Source organism: Streptomyces sp. NPDC013457, from assembly GCF_043089925.1.
Taxonomy (GTDB): domain Bacteria; phylum Actinomycetota; class Actinomycetes; order Streptomycetales; family Streptomycetaceae; genus Streptomyces.
On sequence record NZ_JBICBL010000001.1, the window covers coordinates 355,711 to 381,230 of the forward strand.

Sequence of the window (25,520 nt, forward strand, 5' to 3'; positions counted from 1 at the left end):
CAGGGGCGGCTGGGCGGACGGTCGAGCCGTTCACGGACCGCGCTGAGGCGCCGGGCGAGCTCCGGGGCTCGCGGCGAACTGCCCCGCATCAGGTTCGCCGCCCTCGCGTGGCTCAACGGCCTGGGAGCCCTGCTCGCCGGGCTCGTCGGGTTCGGCCTCGTGAAGGGCCGGTCCGACGTCGGCCGGCTCGCCGAGGGCTGGTCCGAGGCGGTCGGCGCCATGCTCCTCGCGGCGCCGGCCTGCGGCGGCTGTGGCGCGGCCCTGCTGTTGCGGGCGGCACACGGCCGCTTCGGCGTCGTCCCGTTGCGTGACCTGCCACCTGCCGCCGTCCGCGCCCACTCAGAGGCACTGGACTCGGTGGTCGCGCTCAGGCGCGGCGTCGTCGCCACCTCCTCGTGCGCGGCGCTGCTCGTCGCAGCGGTGGCCACCACCTGGTACGGGCCGCCGCGTGACGAGCCGGCGCTGCGCGTCGAACACGGCTCCACGACGACCTGCGGGACGGTGGTGCGGATCACCGGGGGAACGCTGGTCCTCTAGGCGGAGAGCGGCGAGGTGCCGGTGCCGTTGAAACTCCTCGGCGCGGCCAAGCCGGTGGCGTCGCGCGCCCCCGAGCAGCGACGTCAGGAATCGGACCGGACGGCACGGGCGAGGATCCGGGCATTGCGGCGGGGGTCGAGGGATCGGGCCCAGGCCGCCGGCGCGAGGTCCGCGCGGGACGGTGCGAAGCCGTGGCGGAGGAAGAGATGGCCCCCGCCGGTCGTGGCCGTGAACAGGGATCGGAGGGACTCGTTCCTGGCCCGCGCGAGGGTGGCGGTCAGCAGCTGGGCTCCCAGGCCGCATCCCTGACGGCGGCCGGCGACGCAGAAGTTGTAGAGGACGCCCGCGCCGACCGGGTGGACGCGGAGGCCGATGCAGCCGTCGAGCGTGCCGCCGGGGGTCTCCGCGACGAGGAAGTCGGCGGCCTGGTCGGCGTACAGGGAGAGCGGGCGGGCGCGGAGGGCTCCGGAACGGACGAAGGGCCGCGAGAGCGCGGCGAGTGCGGAGGCGTCCTCGGGCCGGGCGGGTCGCAGGGAGAGCGGGGGGAGGCCGGGAGTGGCGGGTACGCGAGGCGACAGCGTGGCCTGGCGCGGCGGGGCCGTGGTCAAGGCTTTCCTTCCTCGGTTCCACCGTGCGCGAAGGGACGGTGGGGTCGCCGCCCAACCCGGTGGAACAGTCGAACTAAGGCTAGCCTTGGCTAAGTTGAGGGCCAAGTCGACGCGTCCGGAGCCGGCCCGCCCGCCGACCGGACGGCGCACGCCGCCGCGTATCCGGGAGGCACCGGCACGTCGCTCACCGACCAGCCGGGAACAGCGGCGGGAGTGGCCCCCGCCCCCACGCAGGTGACGGAGGGATCCTCGCCGAGGCCGATGCCGACGCCCTTGAGGTACGCCTCCTTACGGGCCCAGCAGCGCCCGGTGGCGGAGGCGCGGGCCGGCTCCGGCAGAGCCGCGAGCTCCGCGCGCTCGACCGGGTGGAGCAGCTCGGCGACCTCGGCCGCCACGTCCGGGGCCGGTACCGCCTCGACGTCGACACCCACCGCCGTGTCCGCGAAACCCAGCAGGACGACGTCGCCGGAGTGGGAGAGCGAGAAGTGGAGCGGTAGGGACCGCAGGGCGGGGGCCACGGCCGGGCGGCCGTGCGGGCCGCCGCACCCGGGGCACGCCTCGCGGACGTAGCCCACCTTCGCCGGGTCCGTGTCCAGGTACGCGCCGAGCAGCTGCCGCAGAGCGACATGGGCGACGCGGTAGCGGGCGCGGTCGGCGGCCCGTACGAAGCCCTGGAGGCGGGTCCGCTCGCCCTCGTCGAGCAGCTCGCGCAGCCCGTCCGACCGCTGCCCGTACGCGCCCACGGGCACGATCCAGAGCCGCGGCCCCTGCCCGGACCGCCAGGGTCCCGGCAGCGGGTCCTCGCCCAGGCGGGCCGCGGTCGCCCCGGTCAGCACGGACGGCCCGGGTAGTCGTGGCTCTCGGGCGCACCGGCCTCGCGCATCCGGCGGACGACCTCCGCCAGAGCGGCGTCGTCCACGTCGACCGGTATGTTCAACTCACGGTCGAAGACGAGGACTTCACCCTCGCGGACGTGCCAGACGACCCAGCGGGGCGGAACCGCGGGGACCTCCCACAGGTCGGAGTGGACTGCCAGGGCGTCGGTCCGCCTGCTCACAGCTTCCGCCCCTCCGTCGCCTCTCGTCCGTCCACGAAGGTCGCGAGGACCTCGATGTCGCCGATCCGCGAGGAGTCGACGCGGTGCGGGTCGTCGCCGAGGACGACGAGGTCGGCGCGCTTGCCGGGGCTGAGCGTGCCGGCGCTGTCCTCCCAGTGGCAGGCGTACGCACCGGCGACAGTGTAGGCGCGCAGCGCCTCGTCGACCGTGATCGCCTCGTCGGGGCCGATGAGACGCCCCGAGACCGAGGCGCGCTCGACCATGAACTGGACGGCCCGCAGAGGCGATCCGTCGGTGACGGGCCGGTCGGAGCTGCCGACGAGCGTCACCCCGTGGTCGAGGAAGCCCCGGCCGCGGTACATCCAGGGCGCGCGCTCGGGGCCCATGATCGTCGCGTAGTCGTCGCCGAAGTAGCGCAGGAAGTTGGGCTGGACGACGGCGCTGAGCCCGAGCCGGGCGAAGCGCGCGAGCTGGTCGGGCCTGATGAGCCCGGCGTGCTCGATGCGGTGGCGCGCGTCGGTGCGGGGGCGCAGCTCCTGGGCCCGTTCGATGGCGTCCAGGGCGAGGTCGGCGGCCCGGTCGCCGATGGCGTGGACGGCGAGCTGCCATCCGGCGAGATGGCCGTCGACGATGAGGGAGGTGAGGCGGTCGGGGTCGTCCTGGAGCTGGCCGGTGTGGTCCATGCCCTCGTACGGGGCGGTGAGCGCGGCCGTACGGGCCATCATGCCGCCGTCGGTGTAGATCTTCAGGGCGCCGACGGAGAGCCAGTCGTCGCCGAACCCGGTGCGCAGGCCGAGGTCGAGCGCGCGCGGGATGCCGTCGCGCTCGTGCGCGCCCTGCGGCCGAAGCGTGTCGCCGCCCGGCATGAGCTGGACCCGCAGCGGCAGACGGCCCTGGTCCCGCAGGAGTTGGTACGCGCCGAGCTCGACCGGACTGTGGCCGAGCAGCCCCCCGCCGATCCCGGCCTCGGCACAGGCGGTGACGCCCTCGGCGAGGCAGACGCGGCCCGCGTACTCGATGGCGTCGGCGAGCTCCTCCTGCGCGTACGGCAGCCGGAGCCTGCGCACGGCGCCCATCGCGCTCTCCACGAGGACCCCGTTGTCGTGCGGGACCTCCGGCGGGAGCAGGTCGAGCACGGCGCTGCTGACGACGCAGGCGTGGCCGGAGTCGTGCATCACGAAGATCTTGTGGCCCTGGCCGACCCGGTCGAGTTCCTCGGCCGTCAGGTGCCGCCCCAGGATCCGCTGGTCGTACCCGCCGACGCTGACCCACGCGCCGGGGGTGTTCCTGCGGGAGGCGGCCTCCGCCACGACGCCGAGGACGTCCTCGACACGGTCGAGGCCCGCGATGCTCGGGGAGCTCGCCCTGAGGCCGGTCCAGGACAGGTGGACGTGGTTGTCGATGAAGCCGGGCAGGACGGTGGCGCCCTGCAGGTCGACGACCTCACGGACCGGCAGGGAGGTCACGGCCTCGTCCAGGCCCACGATCCTGCCCTGCCAGATACCCAGGTCGTGGGCGACGGGGTGATCGGGATCCATGGTGAGGATGCGCGCGTTCGTCAGCCTCGTGCAGAGCATCATGCGCAGTCCGTCCTAGGGGGTCTCGGCGAGTACGGCGTCGTCGGCCGCGTCCCGGGCGGGGGCGGCGTCGGCCTCGAAGCGCCGGGGCGCGGCCGGGATCATCAGCGGGGTCCCGGTCTCCGGGTCGTCGATGATCCGGCAGGGCAGCCCGAACACGTCCTCGACGAGGTCGGCGGTCATGACGGTGGCCGGGTCGCCCTCGGCGGCGATGGTTCCGCCGGGACGCATCACGATGAGGTGCGTCGCGTAGCGGCAGGCCTGGTTGAGGTCGTGCAGGACCGCGACGACGGTGTGGCCCTTGCGGGCGTGGAGCTCGGCGCAGAGGTCGAGCACCTCGACCTGGTGGGCGATGTCGAGGAAGGTGGTCGGCTCGTCGAGCAGCAGGATGGACGTCTGCTGTGCGAGCACCATGGAGAGCCAGACGCGCTGCCGCTGACCGCCGGAGAGGTCGTCGACGGGACGGTCGGCGAGCTCCAGCACACCGGTCTGGCGCATCGCCTCGACGACGGCCGTCTCGTCCTCGGCGGACCACTGCTTCAGGAGCCGCTGGTGCGGATAGCGACCGCGGGCCACCAGGTCGCCGACGGTGATGCCGCCGGGAGCGCTGGAGGTCTGCGGGAGCAGACCGAGCCGCCGGGCCACTTCGCGTGAACGGTACGAGGCGATGGCCGCGCCGTCGAGGTAGACCTGCCCGGCCTTGGGCCTGAGCATCCGCGCGAGCGCTGTGAGCAGCGTCGACTTGCCGCAGGCGTTCGGTCCGACGATGACCGTGAAGGAGCGGTCGGGGATGTCGACGCTCAGGGACGAGGCGACGGTCCGCTGGTCGTAGGAGAGCGTCAGCTCCTCGGCGCGGAGCCGGGGCTGCGGGGCGTTGGTTCCAGTCATGCGCGGCTCTTTCGCGACTCGGTGATCAGCAGCCAGATGAGGTAGAGCCCCCCGATGGCGCCCGTCGCCGTGCCCACCGGGAGGAGCGCGGGCGCGAAGACCCGTTGCACGACGAGGTCGCTCACGACGAGCAGGAGGGCGCCCATGAGGGCGGACGACAGCAATGAGGGTGCGGAGGACCCGGTGAGTCTGCGGACGACCTGCGGCGCGGCCAGGGCGATGAACCAGATGGGGCCCGTGACGGCGGTGGCGAACGCGGCGAGAGCGACGCCGATGACGAGGAGGGCCGTGCGCGTGCGGGCCACGTTGACGCCGAGGGCCGTCGCCGTGATGTCGCCCATCTCGACCATGGCGAGCCGGCGGGAGAGCAGCAGGGCCGGAGGGAGCAGGACGGCGAGGGCGATGCCGATGGCGTTGGCGTGCGTCCAGAGCCGGTTGCCCAGGCTGCCGATCAGCCAGGCCTGGGCCTCCTGCGCCTCCTGGAAGGTCGCCCGGGTGATCAGGTACGAGTTGGCGGCGAGCAGCAGGGCGCTGACGCCGATGCCGATGACGATCAGCCGGAAGCCCTGCAGCCCGCGGCCGATCATCAGGAGATGGACGGCGAGGGCCGTGGCGAGGCCGCCGACGAGCGCGCCGAACGCGATCTGGGTCATGCTGCCGTGCAGCAGGATGATGACGACGAGCGCGCCCACGGCCGAGCCGTTGGTGAAGCCGATGATGTCGGGGCTGCCGAGGGAGTTGCGGGTGAGGCTCTGCAGGATCGCCCCGCTCACGGCGAGGGCCGCGCCGACGAAGACCGCGGTCAGCAGGCGCGGCATCCGCAGCGTGTTGACCACGAAGTCGGCGGCGCCGGAACCGTTTCCGGTCAGCGCCCCGACGACCTCGCCGACGGTGAGCGGGAAGTCGCCGGTGGTCAGGGTGATGCCCATGACGACGACCAGCAGGGCGGCCAGCAGGGCGGTGACGGCGACGGTACGGCCCTGGACGCGGAGCGAGACACCGCCCGTCCGGACGACGCGGCCGCTGATGACCCGGGGGGCACGGGGAACGTGGTCCTTGGTGGACACGGGCACGGAGCCGGTCGACTCCCCTACGGCGCTCACAGCATGACCAGCTTTCGACGACGGCACAGCGCGATGAACAAGGGGGCCCCGATGAAGGCGGTGACGATGCCGACCTGCACCTCGCCCGGCGCGCCGAGCACCCGGCCGATGACGTCCGAGCCGATGAGCAGGACCGGGGCGAGGAGCATCGAGTAAGCGAACACCCAGCGCTGGTCGGCCCCCACGATGAAGCGGGCGATGTGCGGGACGGCCAGGCCGACGAAGCTGATCGGACCGGCGGCCGCGGTGGCCGCCCCGCAGAGCAGCATCACGGCGACCGCGGCGAGCACACGGGTACGGCCGACGTGGACGCCGAGGGCGCGGCCCATCTGGTCGCCCATGGCCAGGGCGTTCAGGGACGGGGCCAGCAGGAAGGCGACGACCAGCCCGACGGCGACGAACGGCACGACGAGCAGGACGATGTCGTAGTACCGGCCCGCGAGGGACCCCACGGTCCAGAAGCGGAACTGGTCGAACGCCTCCGGGTCGAAGAGCAGGACGGCCCAGTTGAAGGCGTACAGGACGGCGGTGACCGCCGCGCCCGCGACGACGAGCCGGTCGGGGGTGGCCAGTTTCCGCCCTGAGGAGCCGAGGAGGTAGACGCCGACCGACGCGACGGCGGCGCCGGCGAGGGCGAACCACAGGTAGCCGAGCGGCGCGGCGACGCCGAGGAAGGCGATGGCCACGACGACGCCCGCGGAGGCGCCGAGGTTCACGCCGAGCAGTCCGGGGTCGGCGAGCGGGTTGCGGGTCAGTGCCTGCATCAGGGCCCCGGAGAGTCCGAGGGCCACTCCGACGAGCAGTCCGAGGAGGGTCCGGGGGATCCGGTACTCATGGACGATGGTGGCGGCTTCCGAGGCGTCGGGCGCCCAGAGGAGGTCCCAGGTCGCGGCGAACGGGATGCCCCGGGTGCCCACCCAGACACTGAGCAGCGAGACGAGGACCAGTGCGCCGAGCGACACGAGGAGTCCGAGGCTCCGCAGGGCCACCGCGGCCGGACGTGCCGTGGGCGCGGCCGGATCGGCGGGACCCGCACTCTCGCTTCCGGGCGCCGCCCGGGTTTCGACGGACAACGACCACTCCCCTGGCGGCGGAATCGAGCGCTCCGCGAGCGGCGCGAAGCGTGGAACACGGTGGTGCGGCACACGACATGACACACCGCCGATCGAACTTAGGTGAGCCTAACCGTACAGCCGCGAAGAGGTCAACGTGGCTGCGCAGCATGGCATTTCGGCCATCCGCACGCGTGCCTGGAGAGCCCCCGGGCACCCTTGGCACCACCGGTGTTTAAGGTAGCCTTACCTAACAATCCAGCTCTGTTTCTGTGGAGGCGTCGCATGCCCGCTGGAGGACCAACGGGAGGCTTCGTCCTCCGCAGAGCACTCGCCGATCAACGGCGCCGTGTCACCGGAGCCTCGCTCCTCGGCATGGCGCATCAGGTGTGCGAGGCTCTCGTCCCGGTCGTCATCGGTCTGGTCATCGACGAGGCGGTGGCGACCGGCTCCTCCGGCGCCCTGCTGCGGTGGCTGCTCGTGCTCGCCGGCCTCTTCCTCGTACTCTCCACCTGTTACCGCAACTCGGCGCGGCTCGCCGAGGGCGCGGGCGAGTCGGCGGCGCACCGCATCCGGCAGGACCTCGCAGCCCGGGTGCTCGACTCACGGGGCGGCGCCGACAGCGGGCGGCTGCCCGGAGCGCTGACCGCCGTCGCGACCGGCGACGCCAAGCGGGTCGGATCGGTCGCCGCCGCGCTCCCGTACACCCTGTCCGCCGTCGCCGGACTGGCGATCAGCGCCGTGGCCCTGCTCCGCATCTCCGTACCGCTCGGCCTGCTGGTCCTCCTCGGCGTCCCGCCGCTGCTGTGGCTCGGCCATGTCATCAGCCGCCCGCTCGAACGGCGCAGCGAGGCGGAGCAGGAGCACGCCGCCCACGCCTCCGGGGTCGCCGCCGACCTGGTCGCCGGCCTGCGCGTGCTGAAGGGCATCGGGGCCGAGGCGGCGGCGGTCTCCCGGTACCGGCAGACGAGCCGCAGCTCGCTGGCCTCGGCGCTGCGCGCCGCGACGAGCCGGGCCTGGCACGACGGCGCGATCCTCGCCCTGACGGGCATCTTCATCGCGGCGATCGGGCTCGTCGGGGCGCACCTCGCGATGAACGGCAGCATCACCGTGGGCGAGCTGGTCGCGGCCGTCGGCCTCGCCCAGTACCTCCTCGGCCCCTTCCAGCTCCTCACCTACGTCAACGGCGAGTTCGCCCAGGGCCGGGCCTCCGCCGAGCGGATCGCCGAGGTCCTCGCCTCGCCGCCCGCCGTCCCCGCCGGCACGGCCCCCCTGGCCGACCCGGTCGCCGGGCGGCTGCGGCTGCGGGGGGTCACCCAGGGCGCGCTGCGCGGGGTCGACCTCGACATCGCGCCCGGCAGCCTCGTCGGCGTGGTCGCCCGTGACGCGGCCGCCGCGAACGACCTGCTGCTCTGCCTGGGCCGCGAACTCGACCCCGCCGAAGGGAGCGTCGAGCTCGACGGCGTACCGCTGACCGACCTCGGCCCGGACGACGCCCGCCGCGCGATCCTGGTCGCGCACCACGACGCCGACCTGTTCGAGGACAGCCTGCTCGCCAACGTGCGCGCCGGGGCGGAGCTCGACGGCGCGGCCCTGGGTCCGGCACTCGCGGCCTCGGCCGCCGACGACGTCGCCCAGGCGCTGCCCGACGGCGTGGACACCGTCCTCACCGAGCGCGGCAAGTCGCTCTCCGGCGGTCAGCGCCAGCGCGTCGCGCTCGCCAGGGCTCTCGCCGCCGACCCGCCGGTCCTCGTCGTCCACGACCCGACCACGGCCGTCGACACCGTCACCGAGGCCCGCATCGCCGGCCGGCTGCGGGACCTCCGCCGCGGCCGCACCACGGTCCTGGTCACCACGAGCCCCGCGCTGCTCGCCGGGACCGACGTGGTCGTCATGCTCGACGACGGCCGGGTGACCGCCGAGGGCAGCCACCCGGAGCTGGTCGCCGAGCACGAGACGTACCGCTCGGCGGTGCTGGCATGACAACCGCCCCGGACCGAGCCGGCCAGGACCGAGACCCGCAGGACCGAGACCCGCAGGACGAAGGACGGACGATGAGCGGACCCGGCACACCCGAACGCGAGCTGCTGCCCACCGCGAGCGGCGCCCGGACCCTCGCCGTCGTCCGCGAGCTGGTGCGCCGTCACCGGCTCCTCGCCGTGGGCGCGGTGACCGTCCTCGTCGTCGGCACGGCCATCGGGCTGCTGACGGCGCCGCTGCTGGGCCGGATCGTGGACCTCGTCGTGGAGAAGAGCGGCGCGTCCGCGCTGACCGTCCCGATGCTGCTCCTCCTCGCGGTCGCCGTCGCCCGCGGCATCGCGACCGCGATCGGCAAGTCACTCGTCGCCAGGCTCGGCGAGACGGTCCTCGCGGACCTGCGGGAACGGTTCATCGCGCGGGCACTGCGGCTGCCGCTCGAACGGGTCGAGCAGGCCGGTTCGGGCGACCTCACCTCGCGGGTGACGGGCGACGTGACCCTGATCGCTCGGGCGGTACGGCAGGCCCTTCCCGAGTTCGCCGGCGCCTTCCTCACGATCGTGCTCACCCTCGTGGGTCTGACCGTCCTCGACTGGCGCTTCCTGCTCGCCGTGCTGATCGCCGTCCCGGTCCACGTCCTCACCGTGCGCTGGTACATCCCGCGCGCCGCGAGCATCTACGGCGAGCACCGGGTGGCGACGGGCGCGCTGCAGCACCAGTTGCTCGACAGCATCGGCGGCGTCCGTACGGTCCGCGCGTTCCGTCTCAACGGCCGGCACGCGGAACTCCTGGAGCAGCGCTCACAGACGGCGGTGGACCTGGCGGCGCGGGGCATGCGCCTGGTCTCGGGTTTCTTCTCGCGCCTCAACATCGCCGAGTTCATCGGTATGACGTCGATCCTCGTCACCGGCTTCTTCCTGGTCGACCACGGCTCGGTGAGCATCGGTACGGCGACGGCGGCGGCGCTCTACTTCCACGGTCTGTTCAACCCGATCAACGCCGCGCTCTTCCTCATCGACGACGCCCAGTCGGCCGGCGCGAGCCTCGCCCGCCTGGTCGGCGTGTCGAGCCTCCCGGCCGAGCGGGAGGCCGACGAGCGGGCCGCCGTGCCGGTGGACGGCTCGGTCAAGGTGACGGACCTCGGCCACGCGTACGTGGACGGCCACCCGGTGCTCGCCTCCGTGGACCTGGAGGTCCGGGAGGGCGAGCGGGTGGCCCTCGTCGGTGCCAGCGGCGCGGGCAAGACCACGCTGGCGAAGCTGATCGCGGGCGTGCACGACCCGTCGACCGGCACGATCTCCCTGGGAGGTGTGGACTCCCGGGAGCTGGGCCCGGCCGGGGTCCGGCGGGCGGTCACCCTGATCAGCCAGGAGGTCCACGTCTTCGCCGGGCCGCTCTCCGAGGACCTGCGGCTGGCCCGCCCCGGGGCGACGGACGAGGAGCTGCGCGCCGCGCTGGACCGTGTCGGCGCCCTGGAGTGGGTCGACGCGCTGCCCGAGGGGGCGGCCACGGTCGTGGGCGAGGGCGGCCACCGCCTCACGGTGACCCAGGCCCAGCACCTGGCCCTGGCCCGGCTGGTCCTCACCGACCCGCCGATCGCGATCCTCGACGAGGCCACCGCCGACGCCGGCAGCGCGGGCGCCCGCGTCCTCGAGACGGCCGCGCTGCGCGCCCTGGAGGGCCGTACGGGCCTGATGGTGGCCCACCGCCTCCCCCAGGCGGCGACCGCCGACCGCGTCGTGGTCCTGGACCGGGGGCGGGTCGTGGAGACGGGCACGCACGAGGAACTGGTCGCGGCGGGGGGACGGTACGCGGAGCTGTGGTCGGCGTGGTCGGACAGCCGGCGGGAGCCGTCGGTCCCGGCGTAGGCCTCGCGCCGCATGGAGAAGGCTCCCGCCCGGGATTCCGGTCGGGAGCCTTCTCCATGCGGCAGCCCGCCCCGCCCCGTCGTGGGCAATCCGCCCCGTCGTGGGCAATCGTCCCGCTGGGCAGGGCGATTGCCCACACGGAACGGGACACTCGGCAAGACGCCGCCGCCCGGGAGCGGGGCTCCGGGGCGGCGGCGTCGGGTCGTAACGGTCAGGACTGCCGGGCCGCCAGGCCGGCCGGGCGGAGGTCCGTCCAGTGTTCCTCGACGTACGCCAGGCACGCCTCGCGCGTCTCCTCGCCGAAGACCGTGCGCCAGCCGGCCGGTACCTCGGCGAACGAGGGCCACAGCGAGTGCTGGTTCTCGTCGTTGACGAGGACCAGGAAGCGGCCCTGCGGGTCCTCGAACGGGTTGGTGCTCATGCGTTGTCACTCCTTGTCGAACGCGCGGTCACGGCGGTGAACAGCTCGGAGAGCGGCTGTCCGGGATCGGCTGCCACGGCGTGCAGCAGCCTCTGAAGTTCGTCGGCGAGTCGCCGCGCCTTCGCGGTGCCGAGCAGGTCGGTCGCGTGGATCAGTCCGCAGTGGACGGGCCCGTCACCCTGCGGCTCGTAGAAGCTGAGGGTCAGCCGCGCCCTGGTGGACCCGGTCGGTACGGCTTCGAGGGAGCCGACCCCGCCCTCCAGCTGCTCCAGGTCCGCCTGTTCATGGTGGATCACCATGACCTGCGGGCCCTCCTGGGGCAGTCCGGCCACCCGGACGACCTCGTCGAACGGCACGTCCTGCCGGTCGAGGGCGCCGAGCGTGGTCTCCCGTACGCGGGAGAGCAGCTCCGCGAAGGTCGGGTCGCCCCCGGTGTCGGTGCGCAGCACGACCGTGTTGAAGAAGCAGCCCACCAGGTCGGCCAGTTGGTCGTCCGTACGGCCCGCGACCAGGGTGCCGATGGGCAGGTCCGTGCCGGCGCCGTGGGCGGTGAGCAGGGCCGCCAGGGCGGAGTGCAGCACCATGAACATGCTGGTGCCGGTCGTCCGGGCGAGCTCGTCCACGGCGGCGTGCAGCCGCTCGTCCAGGACGAAGCCCACATGGTCCGCGCCGGGCGTGGACGAGCGCGGGCCGTCCGCCGGGAGGGCCAGCTCGGCCGGTGCGTCCTTCAGCGTCTCGCGCCAGTAGGCGAGCTGCCGGCCGCCGCGGCTGTCCGGGTCGTCGAGGTCGCCCAGGACCTCGCGGGCCCACCGGGCGTAGTCGGTGTACGACACCGGCAGCGGCCGCCACGCGGGGGCGCCGCCTTCCGTACGCGCCGCGTAGGCCGCCGTCAGGTCACGGAAGAGCGGGACCACCGACCATTCGTCCACAGCCAGGTAGTGCATGGTCAGGAGCAGCGCCTGCGCGCCGGTGGGCGCCGTCAGCAGGCGGGCGCCGAGCGGTGCCGCACGGCCGGGATCCGGTGCTCCGGCGGCCAGTTCGGTCAGGCGCGCGTCCAGGTCGGCGCACTCCTCCAGGACGAGCACCGGGGGCTGGACGGCCCGGTGGTGCAGCGCGCGGCCGCGTTCCGTGAACGCCGTGCGCAGCGGCTCGTGCCGGGCCGCCACGTCGGCGAGGGCGGCGGACAGCACGTCCGCGTCCAGGCCTCCGGCCGAGCGCAGCACCAGCGCGTGGTCGAAGCGGGGTGTACGGAGGTACGCGTCCCACTGCCAGCGCTGGACGGGCGCGGCGAGGAGTTCGTCCTGACGCTGGTCCTCCTGCAGGTGCGGCTCCTGCCGGTCGGACTTCTGCCGGACTTCCGCCGGGCGCAGTGCCGGGCGGGCCGTCGACGCTCCCTTGAGCTTGCCCTCGATGCCGGCGACGGTCAGCGCGTCGAAGACGTCCCTGATGCTGAGCTCGACGCCGAACTCGGCCCGGATGCGGCCCAGGAGCCGCATGGAGGCCATGGAGTGGCCGCCGAGCGCGAAGAAGTTGTCGTGGACGCCCACCCGCTCCAGCTTGAGGATCTCGCCGAACAGGGCGGCCAGCCGGCCTTGCGTCTCGTTGGCGGGCGACGCGTCCCCGGTCATCGCCGCCCAGTCGGGCGCGGGCAGCGCCTTGCGGTCCAGCTTGCCGTTCGGGGTCAGCGGCAGCGGGCCGTCCAGCGGCACGACGAGCGCGGGGACCATGTACTCGGGCAGCAGCCCGGCCACGTGGGCGCGCAGCTCCTGCGGGTCGAGCTCCACGGACTCCCCCGCCTCCGGGACGGCGTAGCCGACGAGGCGGACGATGTCGCCGTCGCGGTCGGGCAGCACGGCTGCCTGGGCGACCGAGGGGTGACCGGCGAGGGCAGCCTCGATCTCGCCCAGCTCGATGCGGAAGCCGCGCACCTTGACCTGGGTGTCGACGCGGCCGAGGAAGTCGAGGTTGCCGTCGGCGCGCCAGCGGGCGCGGTCGCCGGTGCGGTACATCCGCGCGCCGGGCTCGGTGGCGTACGGGTCGGCGACGAACCGCTCGGAGGTCAGCGCGGTCTTGCCGAGGTAGCCGCGGGCGAGGCCGCGTCCGGAGACGTACAGCTCGCCGACGACTCCGGGCGGGACCGGCCGCAGGTGCTCGTCCAGGACGTAGGCGCGGGTGTTCGGGTCGGGCCGGCCGATGGGCACCCGGCCGGACGGGCGGCCTCCGTGCTCGCGCGAGGGCCAGAGCGTGGAGTTGACCGTCGCCTCGGTGAGTCCGTAGGCGCAGATCAGATGGGCCGTGGCACCGAACCGCTCGAAGACGTCCGGCGGCACGGTCTCCGTGCCGACGAGGACGGTCGACCCCTCCGGGAGCTCGCAGCCGGGAGGCAGGGCCGACACGAGGGACGGCGGAAGGATCATGTGGGTGATCCGCTGCTCGGCGAGGAAGTCGGTGAGCGCCGGCCCCGCGACCCGTGCTTCGTCCGTGATGAGGACGAGCCGGCCGCCGTGGCAGAGCGCCATGGACAGTTCGAAGGCGAAGACGTCGAAGCCGATCGAGGCGAACTGCAGGACGTGGCTGTCGTGTTCGAGACCCATGCGGTCGACGGCGGTGGCGACGAGGCTGGAGATTCCCTCGTGCGGGACGACGACGCCCTTGGGCCGTCCGGTGGAGCCGGAGGTGTAGATGACGTACGCCGCCTGGTCGAGGAGGACCGGCCTCCCGTCGACCGCGGTCTGCGGCAGGGTCTCCAGCTCGGCGGCCACCGACGATTCGTCGAGCAGCACCACCGGCACGCCCGCCACCTCGGGGATCTTCCCGGCGACCGGCTCGGTGCCGACGACGAGCGCCGCCCGCGAGTCCTCGATCATGTACGTGAGGCGGTCGGCCGGGTGGACCAGGTCGAGCGGGAGGAACGCGGCGCCCAGCTTCAGCGCGGCGAGCACCGTGGCGACCATGTCGACCGAGCGGGGGACGGCCACGCCGACCACGCTCTCGGCGCCGGCTCCGCGTGCCGCGAGCAGCCGGGCGAGGCGGTTGGCTCGGGCGTCGAGCTCCGCGTAGGTGACGGACCGGTCTCGGTCGACGACGGCGACCGCGTCGGGGCGCTCGGCGAGCCGCTGGGCGAACAGGGCCGGGAAGGACTCCTCGTCGACCTCGCGGGAGGTGGCGTTGAAGCCGTCCAGGACCAGCCGCCGCTCGTCGTCGCCGAGGATCTCGGCCCGCGAGACGGGCAGCGCGGGCGCGGCGACGAGGGCCGCGACGAGGGCGCGGAGGCGCTCGCCGAGACGCTGGGCGGTCCGGTGGTCGAACAGCTCGGTGGCGAACTCCAGACGGCAGCCGAGGGAGCCGGTGCCGCCGTCGGCCGGCGTGTGCTCGGTGAAGCTGAACACGAGGTCGAACTTGGCCGAGCGGATGCGGAAGGGGACGTACTCGGCGCCGAGGCCGGTCAGTTCCAGGGCGTCGCCCGTACGGGCGTGGTAGCCGACCATCACCTGGAACAGCGGGTTCCGGGAGAGGGAGCGGGTCGGGTTGAGCTTCTCCACCACGGATTCGAAGGGAACGTCCGCGTGCGAGAAGGCGGCCAGGTCGGTCTCGCGCACCCGGGCGAGCAGCTCGGTGAAGCTCGGGTCGCCGCTCAGGTCGGTGCGCAGCACCAGGGTGTTGACGAAGAAGCCGACCAGGTTGTCGAGGGCCTCGTCGCCGCGCCCGGCGATGGGCGAGCCGACGGGGATGTCCGTACCGGCGCCCATGCGGTGCAGCAGGGCGGCCACGGCCGCGTGGACGACCATGAACATGCTGGCGCCGCTCTCGCGGGCGAGCCGCTTCAGGCCTTCGTGGACGTCGGCGTCGAAGGCGATGTCCAGTTCGGCGCCGGTGAACGCCGGCCGGGCCGGGCGGGGCCGGTCCGTGGGCAGTTCCAGCTCCTCGGGTGCGCCGTCCAGGGTCGTGCGCCAGTACTCCAGCTGGCGGGCGGCCAGGCTCTCCGTGTCCGCCGGGTCGCCGAGCAGCCGCTGCTGCCACAGGGCGTAGTCGGCGTACTGGACGGGCAGCGGCTCCCACTGCGGGGCCGCGCCGTCGACGCGGGCCGCGTAGGCGGCGGCCAGGTCGCGGAGGAAGGGGCGGTCCGACCACTCGTCGGTGGTGATGTGGTGGAGCAGCAGGACGACCACGTGGTCCTCGGGTGCCAGCTCGACGACCGTGGCGCGCAGGGGAAGTTCGGCGGCGAGGTCGAAGGGCCGGTTGACGGCGGCCTCGACGAGATCGGGCACCTGGTCCTCGGTGGCGTGCAGCCGCTCCACGACGGGACGTGCCTCGTCGACGGGCAGGACGCGCTGGACGGCCTGGCCCTCGTGTTCCACGAAGACCGTCCGCAGGGCCTCGTGCCGGGCGGTCACGTCGGCGAGCGCCGTCTCCCAGGCCGCCACGTCCAGGGCGCCGCGCAACCGCATGACCAGCGGGAAGTTGTACGCGGCCGAGGTGCACTCGATCTGCTGGATGACCCACAGGCGCTGCTGGGCGTGCGAGAGCGGGAGTTCGTCGGGCCGCTCCCCCGCGGTCAGAGCCGGCCGTGCGGCGCCGCCGGAGCGGTCCGCACGCTCGACCAGCTCGGCCACCGTGGGCGCCTCGAAGAGGTCGCGGATGGCGAGTTCGGCGTCCAGCGCGGTACGGGCCCGGCTGACGAGCCGGGTGGCGAGCAGCGAGTGGCCGCCGAGCTCGAAGAAGTCGCTGTCGATGCCGACGCTGCCCTCCGGCAGGCCGAGCACCTCGGCGAAGAGCGCGCAGAGCGTCTCCTCGCGCGGCGTGCGCGGGGTGCGGCTCGTGCCGGTTCCGGCGAAGTCCGGTGCGGGCAGGGCCCGTACGTCGAGCTTTCCGTTGACGGTGAGCGGGAGGGTGTCCACGGGGACGAGCGCGGAGGGGACCATGTAGTCGGGCAGCGCGGCCTTCAGGTGGTCGCGGAGCCGCTGGAGCAGCTCCTCTCCGGGCGCGGTGCCGTCCTCGGGTGCGAAGTAGCCGACGAGACGCCTGGTGCCGGTGCTCTCGTTGACGACGACGGCCGCGTGGGCGACCTCGGGGTGCGAGGACAGAGCCGTGGAGATCTCGCCGAGTTCGATCCGGTAGCCGCGGATCTTCACCTGGTCGTCGGTGCGCCCCAGGAAGTCGAGGAGCCCGTCGGGCCGCTGCCGTACGAGGTCGCCGGTGCGGTACATCCGCTCCCCCGGCTCGCCGAACGGGTCGGCCACGAACCGCTCGGCCGTGAGACCGGGCCGGTCGTGGTAGCCGCGGGCCAGGCCGGTGCCGGCGATGTACAGCTCGCCGGGGCAGCCGGGCGGAACCGGGCGCAGCATGGCGTCCAGGACGTGGGCGCGGGTGTTCCGGATGGGCATGCCGACGGTGGAGGTCGCGCTGTCCGTGGTGGAGCCGCCGAGGGTGTTGATGGTGTACTCGGTCGGCCCGTAGAGGTTGTAGCCGTAGGTGCCCTCGGTGCGGCGCAGCGTGCTCCACACGGTGTCGGACACGGCCTCGCCGCCGAGCAGGACCAGCGCGGGGCGGTGCTTCCCGGCCGCCTCGTCGTGGTCGAGGAGGCCCTCCTCGATGAGCAGCTGGGCGTATGTGGGGGTCACGTTGACGACGTCGACCCGGTGCCGGTCGCAGTAGGCGACCAGCGCCTCCGCGTCGCGGCGCAGCTCCTCGTCGCAGACGTGGACCTCGTGGCCCTCGACGAGCCAGAGCAGCTCCTCCCAGGACATGTCGAAGGCGAAGGAGACGGTGTGGGCGATGCGCAGTCGCCGGCCTCCGGCCGAGGCGATGGCCGGGTCGAAGATCTCCTTCTGGTGGTTGAGCTGCATGTTCGTCAGACCCCGGTAGGGGGTGACGACGCCCTTGGGCCGGCCGGTGGAGCCGGAGGTGTAGATGACGTACGCCGGGTGTTCGAGCCGGTCCTCGACGCCGTGGGCGAAGGCGGGCCGCTCGGCGTCGGTGATCTCCCCGCCGGGGAGGGCGGACAGCTCGGCGGCCACGGTCTCGTCGTCCAGCGGGAGCTCGGGGGCGACGGCGCCCTCGGGACCCCGGAGGGTGGGGGCGACGGCGGTGGTGGTGACCAGGCAGAGGGGTCCGGTGTCCTCGACCATCAGTCGGAGCCGGTCGGCCGGGTGGTCCAGGTCGAGCGGCAGATAGGCGGCGCCGGTCCGCAGGACGGCGAAGAGCGCGGCGACCATGTCGATGGAGCGGGGCAGGGCGAGCGCCACGACCTTCTCCGGGCCCGCTCCCCTGGCGAGGAGCAGCCGGGCGATCCGGTTGACGTGCGCGTCCAGTTCGGCGTAGGTGAGGGCGCGTTCGCCGAAGACGAGCGCCACCGCGTCCGGGGTGCGGGCGACCTGGGCCGTCAGCATGTCGGCGATGGTCTCGTTCGGCACCGGCTCCCGGCTGCCGGCCACCCCGGCCGCCAGGGCGGCGCGCTCGGAGGGCAGCAGGAGGTCCACGCCGACGGTGCGGGCGGTGACGGCGTCCGGGCGGGCGAGGATCTCGCCGAGCCGCTCCAGGACGGTGGTGAACCGGCCGAGGATCGTGTGCGCGGCCTCCGCGTCGAACAGGTCGGGCCGCGCCGCCAGCGTGACCCGCAGCCGGGTCTCGGGAGTGACGATCAGGGTGAGCGGGAAGTGGGTGCCGTCCACGTTCGAGACGTCGGTGATGCCGTGCCGCTGCCGGAGCTCCGCGGCACGGTCCTCGCCGTCGGCGGAGCGCAGCACGAAGAGGGTGTCGAACAGCCGCCGGTGGCCGGTCTCCTGCTGGAGGGTCCCGAGGCCGACGTACTCGTACGGCATGACCGAGGCGCGCTCGGACTGCATCCGGCGCAGCAGGTCGAGCAGCGGCTCGTCCGGGGCGAACGCGACGCGCGCGGGGATGGTGTTGAGGAACATGCCGATGATGCCGGCGACGTCCGGAACGTCCGCGGGGCGGCCGGCGACCGCGGTGCCGAAGGCGACGTCGCCTCGGCCTGTCATCGCCGAGAGGACCAGGCCCCAGGCGGCGTTGAGCACGGTGTTCAGGGTGAGACCGTGCTGCCGGGCCAGCGCGCGGAGGCGGTCGCTGGTCTCCTTGCCGAGCACGGCGTCGAAGTCGGCCGGGATGACCGGGCCCGCGTCGCGGCCGGTCGGTGCGACGAGGGTCGGCTCGTCGAAGCCGGCGAGCGCGCCGCGCCAGGCGTCGAGGGCCTGGCCGGTGTCCTGACGGTCGAGCCAGGCCAGGTAGTCGCGGTACGACCCGGGCGCGGGCAGACCGGTGGTGTCGCCGGCCCGCTCGTACAGCGTGAACAGCTCCTCCAGGAAGAGCCAGGCGGACCAGCCGTCCCACAGGATGAGGTGGTGGGTGACGACGAGCCGGTCTCGCCCGTCGCCGAGCCGGATCAGCTGGAGGCGGCAGAGCGGCGGGGCGGACAGGTCGAAGCGCTGCCGGCGGTCGGCGGCGAGGAGCGCGTCCACGCGGGCGCGCCGCTCCTCGGCGGACAGCCCGGAGAGGTCGGTCTCCGTCAGCGGGATCTCGGCGCCGTCGGCGATGAACTGGACGGGCCGGGGCAGGCCGTCGCTGGTGAAGCCGGCGCGCAGGCTCGCGTTGCGTTCCAGGAGCGCCCGGCAGGCGGCGCGCAGCCGGTCGGCGTCCAGGGGGCGGTCGAAGTCCAGGGTCTCCTGCGACAGGTAGACGTCGAGGGCGTCGCCGGTGTCGTAGGTGGCGTGGAAGTACATGCCCTCCTGGAGCGGGGAGAGCGGCCAGACGTCGGCGACCGGGAGTCCCGCGACGGCTTCGACGCGGGCGGTCTCCTCGGCGGTCAGTTCGAGGCCGCCGAGCGGCGCCGGGGCCGGGGGCTCGGCGGGGGCGCCGGCGGTCAGCCGGGCGAGCAGCGCCTGGAGGGCCGGGTCGACGGCGGCGCCGGACTGCGCTTGCGCGGCGAGCATCGCCTGGAGGGCGGCGGCGGCCTGCCCCGCGTCGGCGGCGGTCATGCTCACCCCGGCGGCGGGCTCCTCGGGAGCGGTCTCGACGGCGGGTTCGTCCGGCACGTCCGCGGCCGTCGCGGCGAGCGCGGCGGGCGTACGGTGCTCGAACACATCGCGCGGGCTGATGGTCAGTCCCCTTTCACGGGCCCGGGTGGCGACGGCGATCGAGGTGAGGCTGTCGCCGCCCAGGACGAAGAAGTCGTCGTCGGCACCGATCCCGGCGATACCGAGGACATCGGTGAAGATCTCGCAGAGGGCGCCCTCGCGTTCGTCGCGCGGCGCGCGTCCACCGGCCCTGGGGGCGACGGTCGGCGAGGGCAGGGCGTTCTGGTCGAGCTTGCCGCTGGGGGTCAGCGGCAGCGTGTCGAGGGCCATGACGGCCGTCGGCACCACCGCGGCGGGCAGCGCGTCGGCGAGCGCCGCGTGGAGGGCTTCGCCGTCCAGGGCGGTCACGGGACGGGAGCCGCCCGGCGCCGGGACCGCGTAGCCGAGGAGCGTGCCGTCGCGGACGACGACGGCGGCGCGGGCGACCCCCGGGAGGGCGGCAAGGGCGGCCTCGATCTCGCCCAGTTCGACGCGGTTGCCGCGCACCTTGACCTGGCGGTCGGTGCGGCCGAGGTAGTCGACGGCGCCGTCGGCGCGCCGGGCGACCAGGTCGCCGGTGCGGTACATGCGGGCACCGGGCTCGCCGAACGGGTCGGCGACGAACCGCTCGGCGGTCAGCCCGTGCCGGTCGTGGTACCCGCGGGCCAGCTGGACGCCGGCGAGATACGCCTCGCCGGGGACGCCGTCCGGGACGGGGCGCAGGAAGGCGTCGAGGACGTACAGGCGGGTGTTCCAGACGGGTCGGCCGATCGGAACGGCGAGTTCGTCGTCCCCTTCGTACGGGAAGTACGTGACGTCGACGGCGGCCTCGGTGGGGCCGTAGAGGTTGTGCAGCGGCACCGGGCCGTGGCCTCGGCGGGAGGTCAGTTCCGCCCAGCGGCGGGCGTCGGCTCCGGTGAGGGCCTCGCCGCTGCAGAAGACGCGGCGCAGGCTCCTGGCCCACTCGGGGGTTCCCGGCGCGGCCTCCATGACCTGGACGAACGCGGCCAGCATCGAGGGCACGAAGTGCGTGGTCGTGATCCGCTCGGTGGCGATCAGCTCGGCGAGGTACGCCGGGTCGCGGTGGCCGTCGGGCCGGGCGAGGACGACGGTCGCGCCTTCGACGAGGGCCCAGAAGAACTCCCAGACGGAGACGTCGAAGCTGGACGGCGTCTTCTGGAGCACGCGGTCGTGGACGGTGAGCCCGTACTCGTCCTGCATCCAGGCGAGCCGGTTGACGATCGCGCGGTGGGTGACGGCGACGCCCTTGGGGCGGCCGGTGGAGCCCGAGGTGTAGATGAGGTACGCGGGGTGGTCGGGTCCCCCGTGCACGACCGGTGTGTCGGCCGTCTCCTCGTCACGGTCCACCAGGACGTGGGCGAGTCCGGGGACGTCGGGCAGCCGGCCGGACGCGTCGGCGGTGGTCACGACCGTACGGGCGCCTGAGTCGGCGAGCATGAACGCGACCCGGTCGGCGGGGTAGTCGAGGTCGAGGGGCAGGTAGGCGGCGCCCGCCTTGTGGACGCCGAGCAGCGCGACCATGAGCTCCGCGGAGCGGGGCACCGCGACCGCGACGAAGTGTTCGGGGCCCGTGCCCCGCGCCCGCAGCCGCCGGGCCAGCGCCTCGGCGCGCCGGTCGAGTTCGGCGTAGGACAGTGTGGTGCCCTCGAATACGACGGCCGGGGAGTCCGGCGTCCGTGCCACCTGTGCGGCGAAGAGGGAGGCCAGGGTGGCGTCGGGGTCGGGGAGCGGGTGCGTCGTGGCGTTCAGCGCGGCGAGACGCTCCTCCTCCCGGCCGGAGAGCGTCCCGACGCGGGCGACGGGCCGGGCCGGGTCGTCGACGAGCGTCCGCAGCAGGGCCTCGAACCGGTGGGCGACGACGGCCACGGTCAGCTGGTCGAGGCGGGCCGCGTCGTACTTGAACCGCAGGGCGAGGTGGTCCCCGTCGTGCTCGACGATCAGGGCGAGCGGGTAGTGGACGGCGTCGAAGACCTCGGCGCCGGTGACGCGCAGCGTCTCGGGGCGCGGTGCCGGGGCCAGCTCTCCGGAGGGGAAGTTCTCGAACACCACGAGCGTGTCGAAGAGTTCTCCGCCGCCCGCGATCCGCTGGATCTCGGCGAGCCCGAGGTGCTGGTGGTCAAGGAGGGCCGCGTGCTCGTCCTGGACGCGCCGCAGCAGCTCGACGAGGGTCTCGCCACCGTGCAGGGTGACCCGGGCGGGGACGGTGTTGATGAACAGGCCGACCGCCGAGTCCAGCCCCCTGACCTCGGTCGTACGTCCGGAGACGGTGGTGCCGAACACCACGTCCCGGCTGCCGGTCAGACCGCCGAGGAGCAGGGCCCAGCCTCCGTTCAGGACGGTGCTGAGGGTGAGCCCGTGACTGCGGGCGCGGGCCGCGAGGTCGGCGGTGAGCGACTCCGGCAGCCGGACGTCGACGTGCTCGGGCCGGGCGGCCGGCGCTGCCTGGTCGCCCGCGGCGGAGGCGAGGGCGGGCAGCCGGGTCGGACCGTCCAGGCCGGCCAGGGCCTGGCGCCACGCGTCGCGGGCGGCGTCGAGGTCCCGGCTCGCGAGCCAGGTGAGGTACGCGTCCGGGGCGGGCGGTTCGGGCAGGGCGTCGCCCGTGCAGGCGGCGGTCAGTTCGCGCAGCAGGACCGAGACCGACCAGCCGTCGGCGATGATGTGGTGCAGCGTGAGCAGCAGGCGGTGGCGCTGCCCGTCGCGAATCAGGGTGGCCCGCATCAGCGGGGGCCGGGCGAGGTCGAAGCCCTCGGCACGGTCCTGCCGCAGGATGTCCGCCACCGGGGTGCGGGCCGTGTCGGCCTCGCTCCAGGGCAGGTCGGTGCGGTCGGCGATCCGCTGGACGACCTCGCCGCCGGGGAGCTGGCGGAAGGAGGCGCGCAGCAGCGCGTGCCGGTCGAGGAGCAGTTGGAGCGCGTGCCTGAGCCGGTCGGGGTCGACGGTGCCCTCGAGGTCGAGGAGTTCCTGGACGACGTAGAGATCGGCGGCCTCCCGGTCGAACTCGGCGTGGAAGAAGAAACCTTCCTGGAGCGGGGAGACGGGCAGCGCGTCCGCGTCGAGCTCCACGGCCCGGGGGGCCTCGGAGGCCGCCTCGGCGGTGACCGGCGCGGCGGTCCGGGCGAGCGCCGCCACGGTCCGCTGCCGGAACACGTCGCGCGGGGTGATCACGAGCCCGGCCTCACGGGCGCGGTTGACGAGCTGGATCGCGACGATGCTGTCGCCGCCCAGTTCGAAGAAGCTGTCGTGGACCCCTACCGACGGCAGACTGAGCACCTCGGCGAAGAGCGCGGCGAGCGCGGTCTCGGCCGGGGTGGTGGGCGCGTCGCCGCCGGCCGTCGCTGTCCAGCGGGGCTCGGGCAGGGCGCGGCTGTCGAGCTTGCCGTTGGGCGTCAGGGGCAGCGGACCGTCGAGCCGGACGACGGCGGAGGGGACCATGTAGTCGGGCAGCGTCCCGGCGGTCCGGGCCCGTGCCTCGGCGACGGAGGCCTCCGGGTCCGTACCGGCCTCCGCGACGAGGTAGGCGACGAGCCGCTTGGCGCTCCGGTGGTCCTCACGGACGAGGACGGCGGCCTGGGCGATGCCCGGGCAGGCCATGAAGGCGCTCTCGATCTCGCCGGGCTCGATGCGGTGGCCCCGGATCTTGATCTGGCCGTCGGCGCGTCCCAGGAACTCCAGGTTGCCGTCGGCGCCCCAGCGGACGCGGTCGCCCGTGCGGTACATCCGCGCGCCGGGCTCGTCGGCGTACGGGTCGGCGACGAAGCGCTCGGAGGTGAGGCCCGGCCGGCCCAGGTAGCCGCGGGCGAGGCCGCGTCCGGAGACGTACAGCTCGCCTTCGGTGCCGACGGGGACGAGGCGGAGCGCCGCATCGAGCACGTAGGCACGGGTGTTGGGGTCGGGTTCGCCGATCGGCGCGGGTCCGGGCCGGTCGGGCGTCGCGACCCAGAGGGTGGAGTTGACGGTCGCCTCGGTGAGTCCGTACGCGACCACGACCTGGAGGCGTCCGGCCCAGCGGGCGATCAGCTCGCTGGGGACCGCCTCGGTGCCGACGATCAGGACGGCGCCGTCCGGCAGTTCGCAGTCCTGCGGCAGGGCGGAGACGAGGGACGGCGGCAGGATCATGTGGGTGGCGCCGTGGCGGGCGATGTACTCCGTGAGCGCGGGACCGGCGACACGGCGCTCGGTGGGGACCACGATGATCCGGCCGCCGACGCACAGCGACATGATCAGGTCCCAGACCGTCACGTCGAAGCCCACGGAGGCGAACTGGACGACGCGGCTCTCGGCGGTGATCCCGATGCGGTCGGTGGCGGTGGCGACGAGGCTGCCGACGCCGTCGTGGGAGACGACCACGCCCTTGGGGCGGCCGGTGGAGCCCGAGGTGTAGATGACGTACGCCGCCCGGTCCAGGGCGATGTCGAGGCCGAGGTCGGAGCCGTCGAGGGCGTCGCGTTCGGCCGTCAGCGACGGCTCGTCGAGAAGCAGGTGGGCGACGCCGGGGGCGTCGGGCAGCGCGCCCGACAGCTCGCGGGTGGTGAGGACCGTGCGCGCGCCGGCGTCGTCGAGCATGTAGGCGATCCGGTCCTGCGGGTGGTCGGCGTCCAGCGGCAGATAGGCCGCACCCGCCTTCATCACCGCGAGCAGGGAGACGACGAGGTCGGCGGAGCGCGGGACGGCGACGGCGACGATGTCCTCGGCGCCGACGCCGCGGGAGGCCAGGAGACGGGCCAGCCGGTTGGCGGTCGCGTTCAGTTCGGCGTAGGTGAGCTCGCGGTCCTCGCAGACGAGGGCGACGGCGTCCGGGGTACGGCGGACCTGCCGCTCGAACGCGGCGGGCCAGGAGAGCTCGGGCGACTCCCGGGGCCTGTCGCCGAACTCGTCCAGGAGCCGCGTCCGTTCGGGGGACGAGGTCAGGTCGATGTGGCCGACCGGGCGGTCGAGGTCCTCGACGAAGGCGTCGAGCAGTGCGAGGAAGCGGCGCTCGTGGTCCCGCAGCGTCGCCTCGTCGCAGACCTCGGCGTCGGCGTCGAGGTGGACGCACACGCCACGCCCGTCGCCGCACTCGGCGAAGCTGAGGGCCAGGTCGCTGACCGGGCCGAGCCAGACGGGTTCGAGCTCGGTCGCGAGGTCACGGAACCGCAGGTCGTCCGGGCGCGGGAGGACGTTGACCGTGGGGCCGACGAGTTCGTGCACCCCGTCGGGCAGACCCAGTTCCCTGGCCAGGTCCTCGGCACGGTAGCGACCGTGGGCGACCGCCTCGCCGACCGCGCGCCGTACCTCGGCGAGGAGTCCGGCGACGGTGGTGCCGGGGCGGACGGAGAGCCTCAGCGGCACGATGTTGGAGACCATGCCGGGGACGTCGGCGGAGACCGCGTCCTGGCGGGCGGCGATCGGCAGGCCGAGGACGAGGTCCTGCTCGCCGCTGACCCGGTGGAGGTAGGCGGCGACGGCCGCGACGAGAAGGCGGGACGGCCGGGTGCCGGCGCGTTCGGCGGCGGCGTGCAGCCGCTCGGCCTGCCCGGAGCTCAGTTCGGACGTACGGCGCACGCGCCGGGTCATGGGTACCGGGGCGCGCTCGACGAGGCGTACGGGCTCGGGCCGGTCGGCCATGCGGGCCAGCCAGTAGGCGCGGTCCTCCTGGTGCGAGGCGGAGGCGCGGTAGGCGAGGTCGGCGTCGACCAGGCGGGAGACCGCCCAGTCGCGCGGGGCGGGCGCCTCCTCGCCGGCGGTGTACAGCTCACCGGCCCGGCGGGTGACGAGCGCGACGCCCATGCCGTCCACGACGATGTGGTGGTAGCGCTGGTACCAGACGACGTGGTCGTCGGCGAGGCGCAGCAGCGCGTGGCCGAAGAGAGGGCCCCGGGCGAGGTCCATGGGGCTTTCGCGGTCGGCGGCCATCCAGTCGGCGGCGGCCCGCTCGGGGTCGGCGGCACCGCGCAGGTCGACTACGGGCAGGTCGACGGGGGCGGGGGCAGGGGTCTGACGGGGGCCGCCGTCGCCCGCGCGGACGCGCACGTGCAGGCTCTCGGCCTCCTCGACGGCCTGCCGCACGGCGGCGGTGAGGCGCTCGACGTCGGCGTCGCCGTGCAGGTCCAGGGCGAACACGATGTTGTAGGCGGAGCTGTCCGGGTCGATCTGCTGGGCAAGCCAGATACCGGATTGCCCGCCCGTGACGGGTATGCCGGAGGTGGACGTCCGGTCCGACTCGACGTCAAACATCGTTCGAATGGGCCTTTCCCTGGTGTGCGTCGGTGAGGTGTGTCCGGCGCGCCCCGCTCCCGGGCCCCGCGCCGGGGAGGGGGCCACCGTGTGTGCGGTGGCATGGCGCGGTGCTGCCGGGAGCGG

Annotated in this window: 12 protein-coding genes; 3 read left to right on the forward strand and 9 right to left on the reverse strand. The window is 74.1% G+C overall.

Translation table 11 applies throughout. The features are described from left to right. The first annotated feature begins 159 nt into the window (after positions 1-159). Positions 160-537 carry a hypothetical protein gene (locus tag ACF1G2_RS01590; RefSeq protein ID WP_391796279.1) on the forward strand — a complete coding sequence of 126 codons (378 nt, stop codon included), beginning with the start codon at positions 160-162 and terminating at the stop codon, positions 535-537. Between the two features lie 83 nt (positions 538-620). On the opposite strand, the gene ACF1G2_RS01595 is transcribed toward ACF1G2_RS01590, so the two are convergent. From ACF1G2_RS01595 to ACF1G2_RS01625, 7 genes are all read right to left on the reverse strand, one after another. Further along, positions 621-1,145, reverse strand: coding sequence for a GNAT family N-acetyltransferase (locus tag ACF1G2_RS01595; RefSeq protein WP_391796280.1), 525 nt, complete (start codon positions 1,143-1,145; stop codon positions 621-623). A gap of 89 nt (positions 1,146-1,234) precedes the next feature. Next, on the reverse strand, positions 1,235-1,981 hold the full coding sequence (locus ACF1G2_RS01600) for a 4'-phosphopantetheinyl transferase family protein (protein ID WP_391796281.1): 747 nt from the start codon (positions 1,979-1,981) through the stop codon (positions 1,235-1,237). Beyond that, positions 1,975-2,202 (reverse strand): hypothetical protein, encoded by a 228-nt coding sequence (locus tag ACF1G2_RS01605; protein ID WP_391796282.1) that lies wholly within the window; start codon positions 2,200-2,202, stop codon positions 1,975-1,977. Before ACF1G2_RS01605 ends, ACF1G2_RS01600 begins: the two co-directional genes overlap by 7 nt. Next, entirely contained in the window at positions 2,199-3,779 is a 1,581-nt protein-coding gene (locus ACF1G2_RS01610; RefSeq protein ID WP_391797013.1) for an amidohydrolase, read from the reverse strand. Before ACF1G2_RS01610 ends, ACF1G2_RS01605 begins: the two co-directional genes overlap by 4 nt. A 15-nt stretch (positions 3,780-3,794) precedes the next feature. Further along, positions 3,795-4,667: an ABC transporter ATP-binding protein gene (locus ACF1G2_RS01615; protein ID WP_391796283.1), complete on the reverse strand. Its 873-nt coding sequence runs from the start codon at positions 4,665-4,667 to the stop codon at positions 3,795-3,797. Then, on the reverse strand, positions 4,664-5,770 hold the full coding sequence (locus tag ACF1G2_RS01620) for a FecCD family ABC transporter permease (RefSeq protein ID WP_391796284.1): 1,107 nt from the start codon (positions 5,768-5,770) through the stop codon (positions 4,664-4,666). Before ACF1G2_RS01620 ends, ACF1G2_RS01615 begins: the two co-directional genes overlap by 4 nt. Next, positions 5,767-6,843 (reverse strand): FecCD family ABC transporter permease, encoded by a 1,077-nt coding sequence (locus ACF1G2_RS01625; RefSeq protein ID WP_391796285.1) that lies wholly within the window; start codon positions 6,841-6,843, stop codon positions 5,767-5,769. Before ACF1G2_RS01625 ends, ACF1G2_RS01620 begins: the two co-directional genes overlap by 4 nt. A gap of 264 nt (positions 6,844-7,107) precedes the next feature. Between ACF1G2_RS01625 and ACF1G2_RS01630 the strand changes: the two genes are divergently transcribed. Together ACF1G2_RS01630 and ACF1G2_RS01635 are read left to right on the forward strand one after the other, a co-directional pair. Then, a complete protein-coding gene (locus ACF1G2_RS01630; RefSeq protein WP_391796286.1) occupies positions 7,108-8,805 on the forward strand; it encodes an ABC transporter ATP-binding protein in 1,698 nt (565 codons plus the stop codon). A gap of 71 nt (positions 8,806-8,876) precedes the next feature. After that, positions 8,877-10,667 carry an ABC transporter ATP-binding protein gene (locus ACF1G2_RS01635; protein WP_391796287.1) on the forward strand — a complete coding sequence of 597 codons (1,791 nt, stop codon included), beginning with the start codon at positions 8,877-8,879 and terminating at the stop codon, positions 10,665-10,667. A gap of 211 nt (positions 10,668-10,878) precedes the next feature. Here ACF1G2_RS01635 and ACF1G2_RS01640 read toward each other — a convergent pair whose 3' ends face one another. Together ACF1G2_RS01640 and ACF1G2_RS01645 are read right to left on the reverse strand one after the other, a co-directional pair. Then, positions 10,879-11,088 (reverse strand): MbtH family protein, encoded by a 210-nt coding sequence (locus ACF1G2_RS01640; RefSeq protein ID WP_391796288.1) that lies wholly within the window; start codon positions 11,086-11,088, stop codon positions 10,879-10,881. Continuing rightward, complete coding sequence (locus tag ACF1G2_RS01645) at positions 11,085-25,394, reverse strand: amino acid adenylation domain-containing protein (protein ID WP_391796289.1); 14,310 nt, start codon at positions 25,392-25,394, stop codon at positions 11,085-11,087. Before ACF1G2_RS01645 ends, ACF1G2_RS01640 begins: the two co-directional genes overlap by 4 nt. Positions 25,395-25,520 lie beyond the last annotated feature (126 nt).

Excerpts from the sequence above, each read along its gene's own strand:
- ACF1G2_RS01610 (WP_391797013.1), bottom strand. The coding sequence starts at position 3,779 with ATGCTCTGCACGAGGCTGACGAACGCGCGCATCCTCACCATGGATCCC.
- ACF1G2_RS01615 (WP_391796283.1), bottom strand. The coding sequence starts at position 4,667 with ATGACTGGAACCAACGCCCCGCAGCCCCGGCTCCGCGCCGAGGAGCTG.
- ACF1G2_RS01630 (WP_391796286.1), top strand. The coding sequence starts at position 7,108 with ATGCCCGCTGGAGGACCAACGGGAGGCTTCGTCCTCCGCAGAGCACTC.
- ACF1G2_RS01635 (WP_391796287.1), top strand. The coding sequence starts at position 8,877 with ATGAGCGGACCCGGCACACCCGAACGCGAGCTGCTGCCCACCGCGAGC.
- ACF1G2_RS01640 (WP_391796288.1), bottom strand. The coding sequence starts at position 11,088 with ATGAGCACCAACCCGTTCGAGGACCCGCAGGGCCGCTTCCTGGTCCTC.
- ACF1G2_RS01645 (WP_391796289.1), bottom strand. The coding sequence starts at position 25,394 with ATGTTTGACGTCGAGTCGGACCGGACGTCCACCTCCGGCATACCCGTC.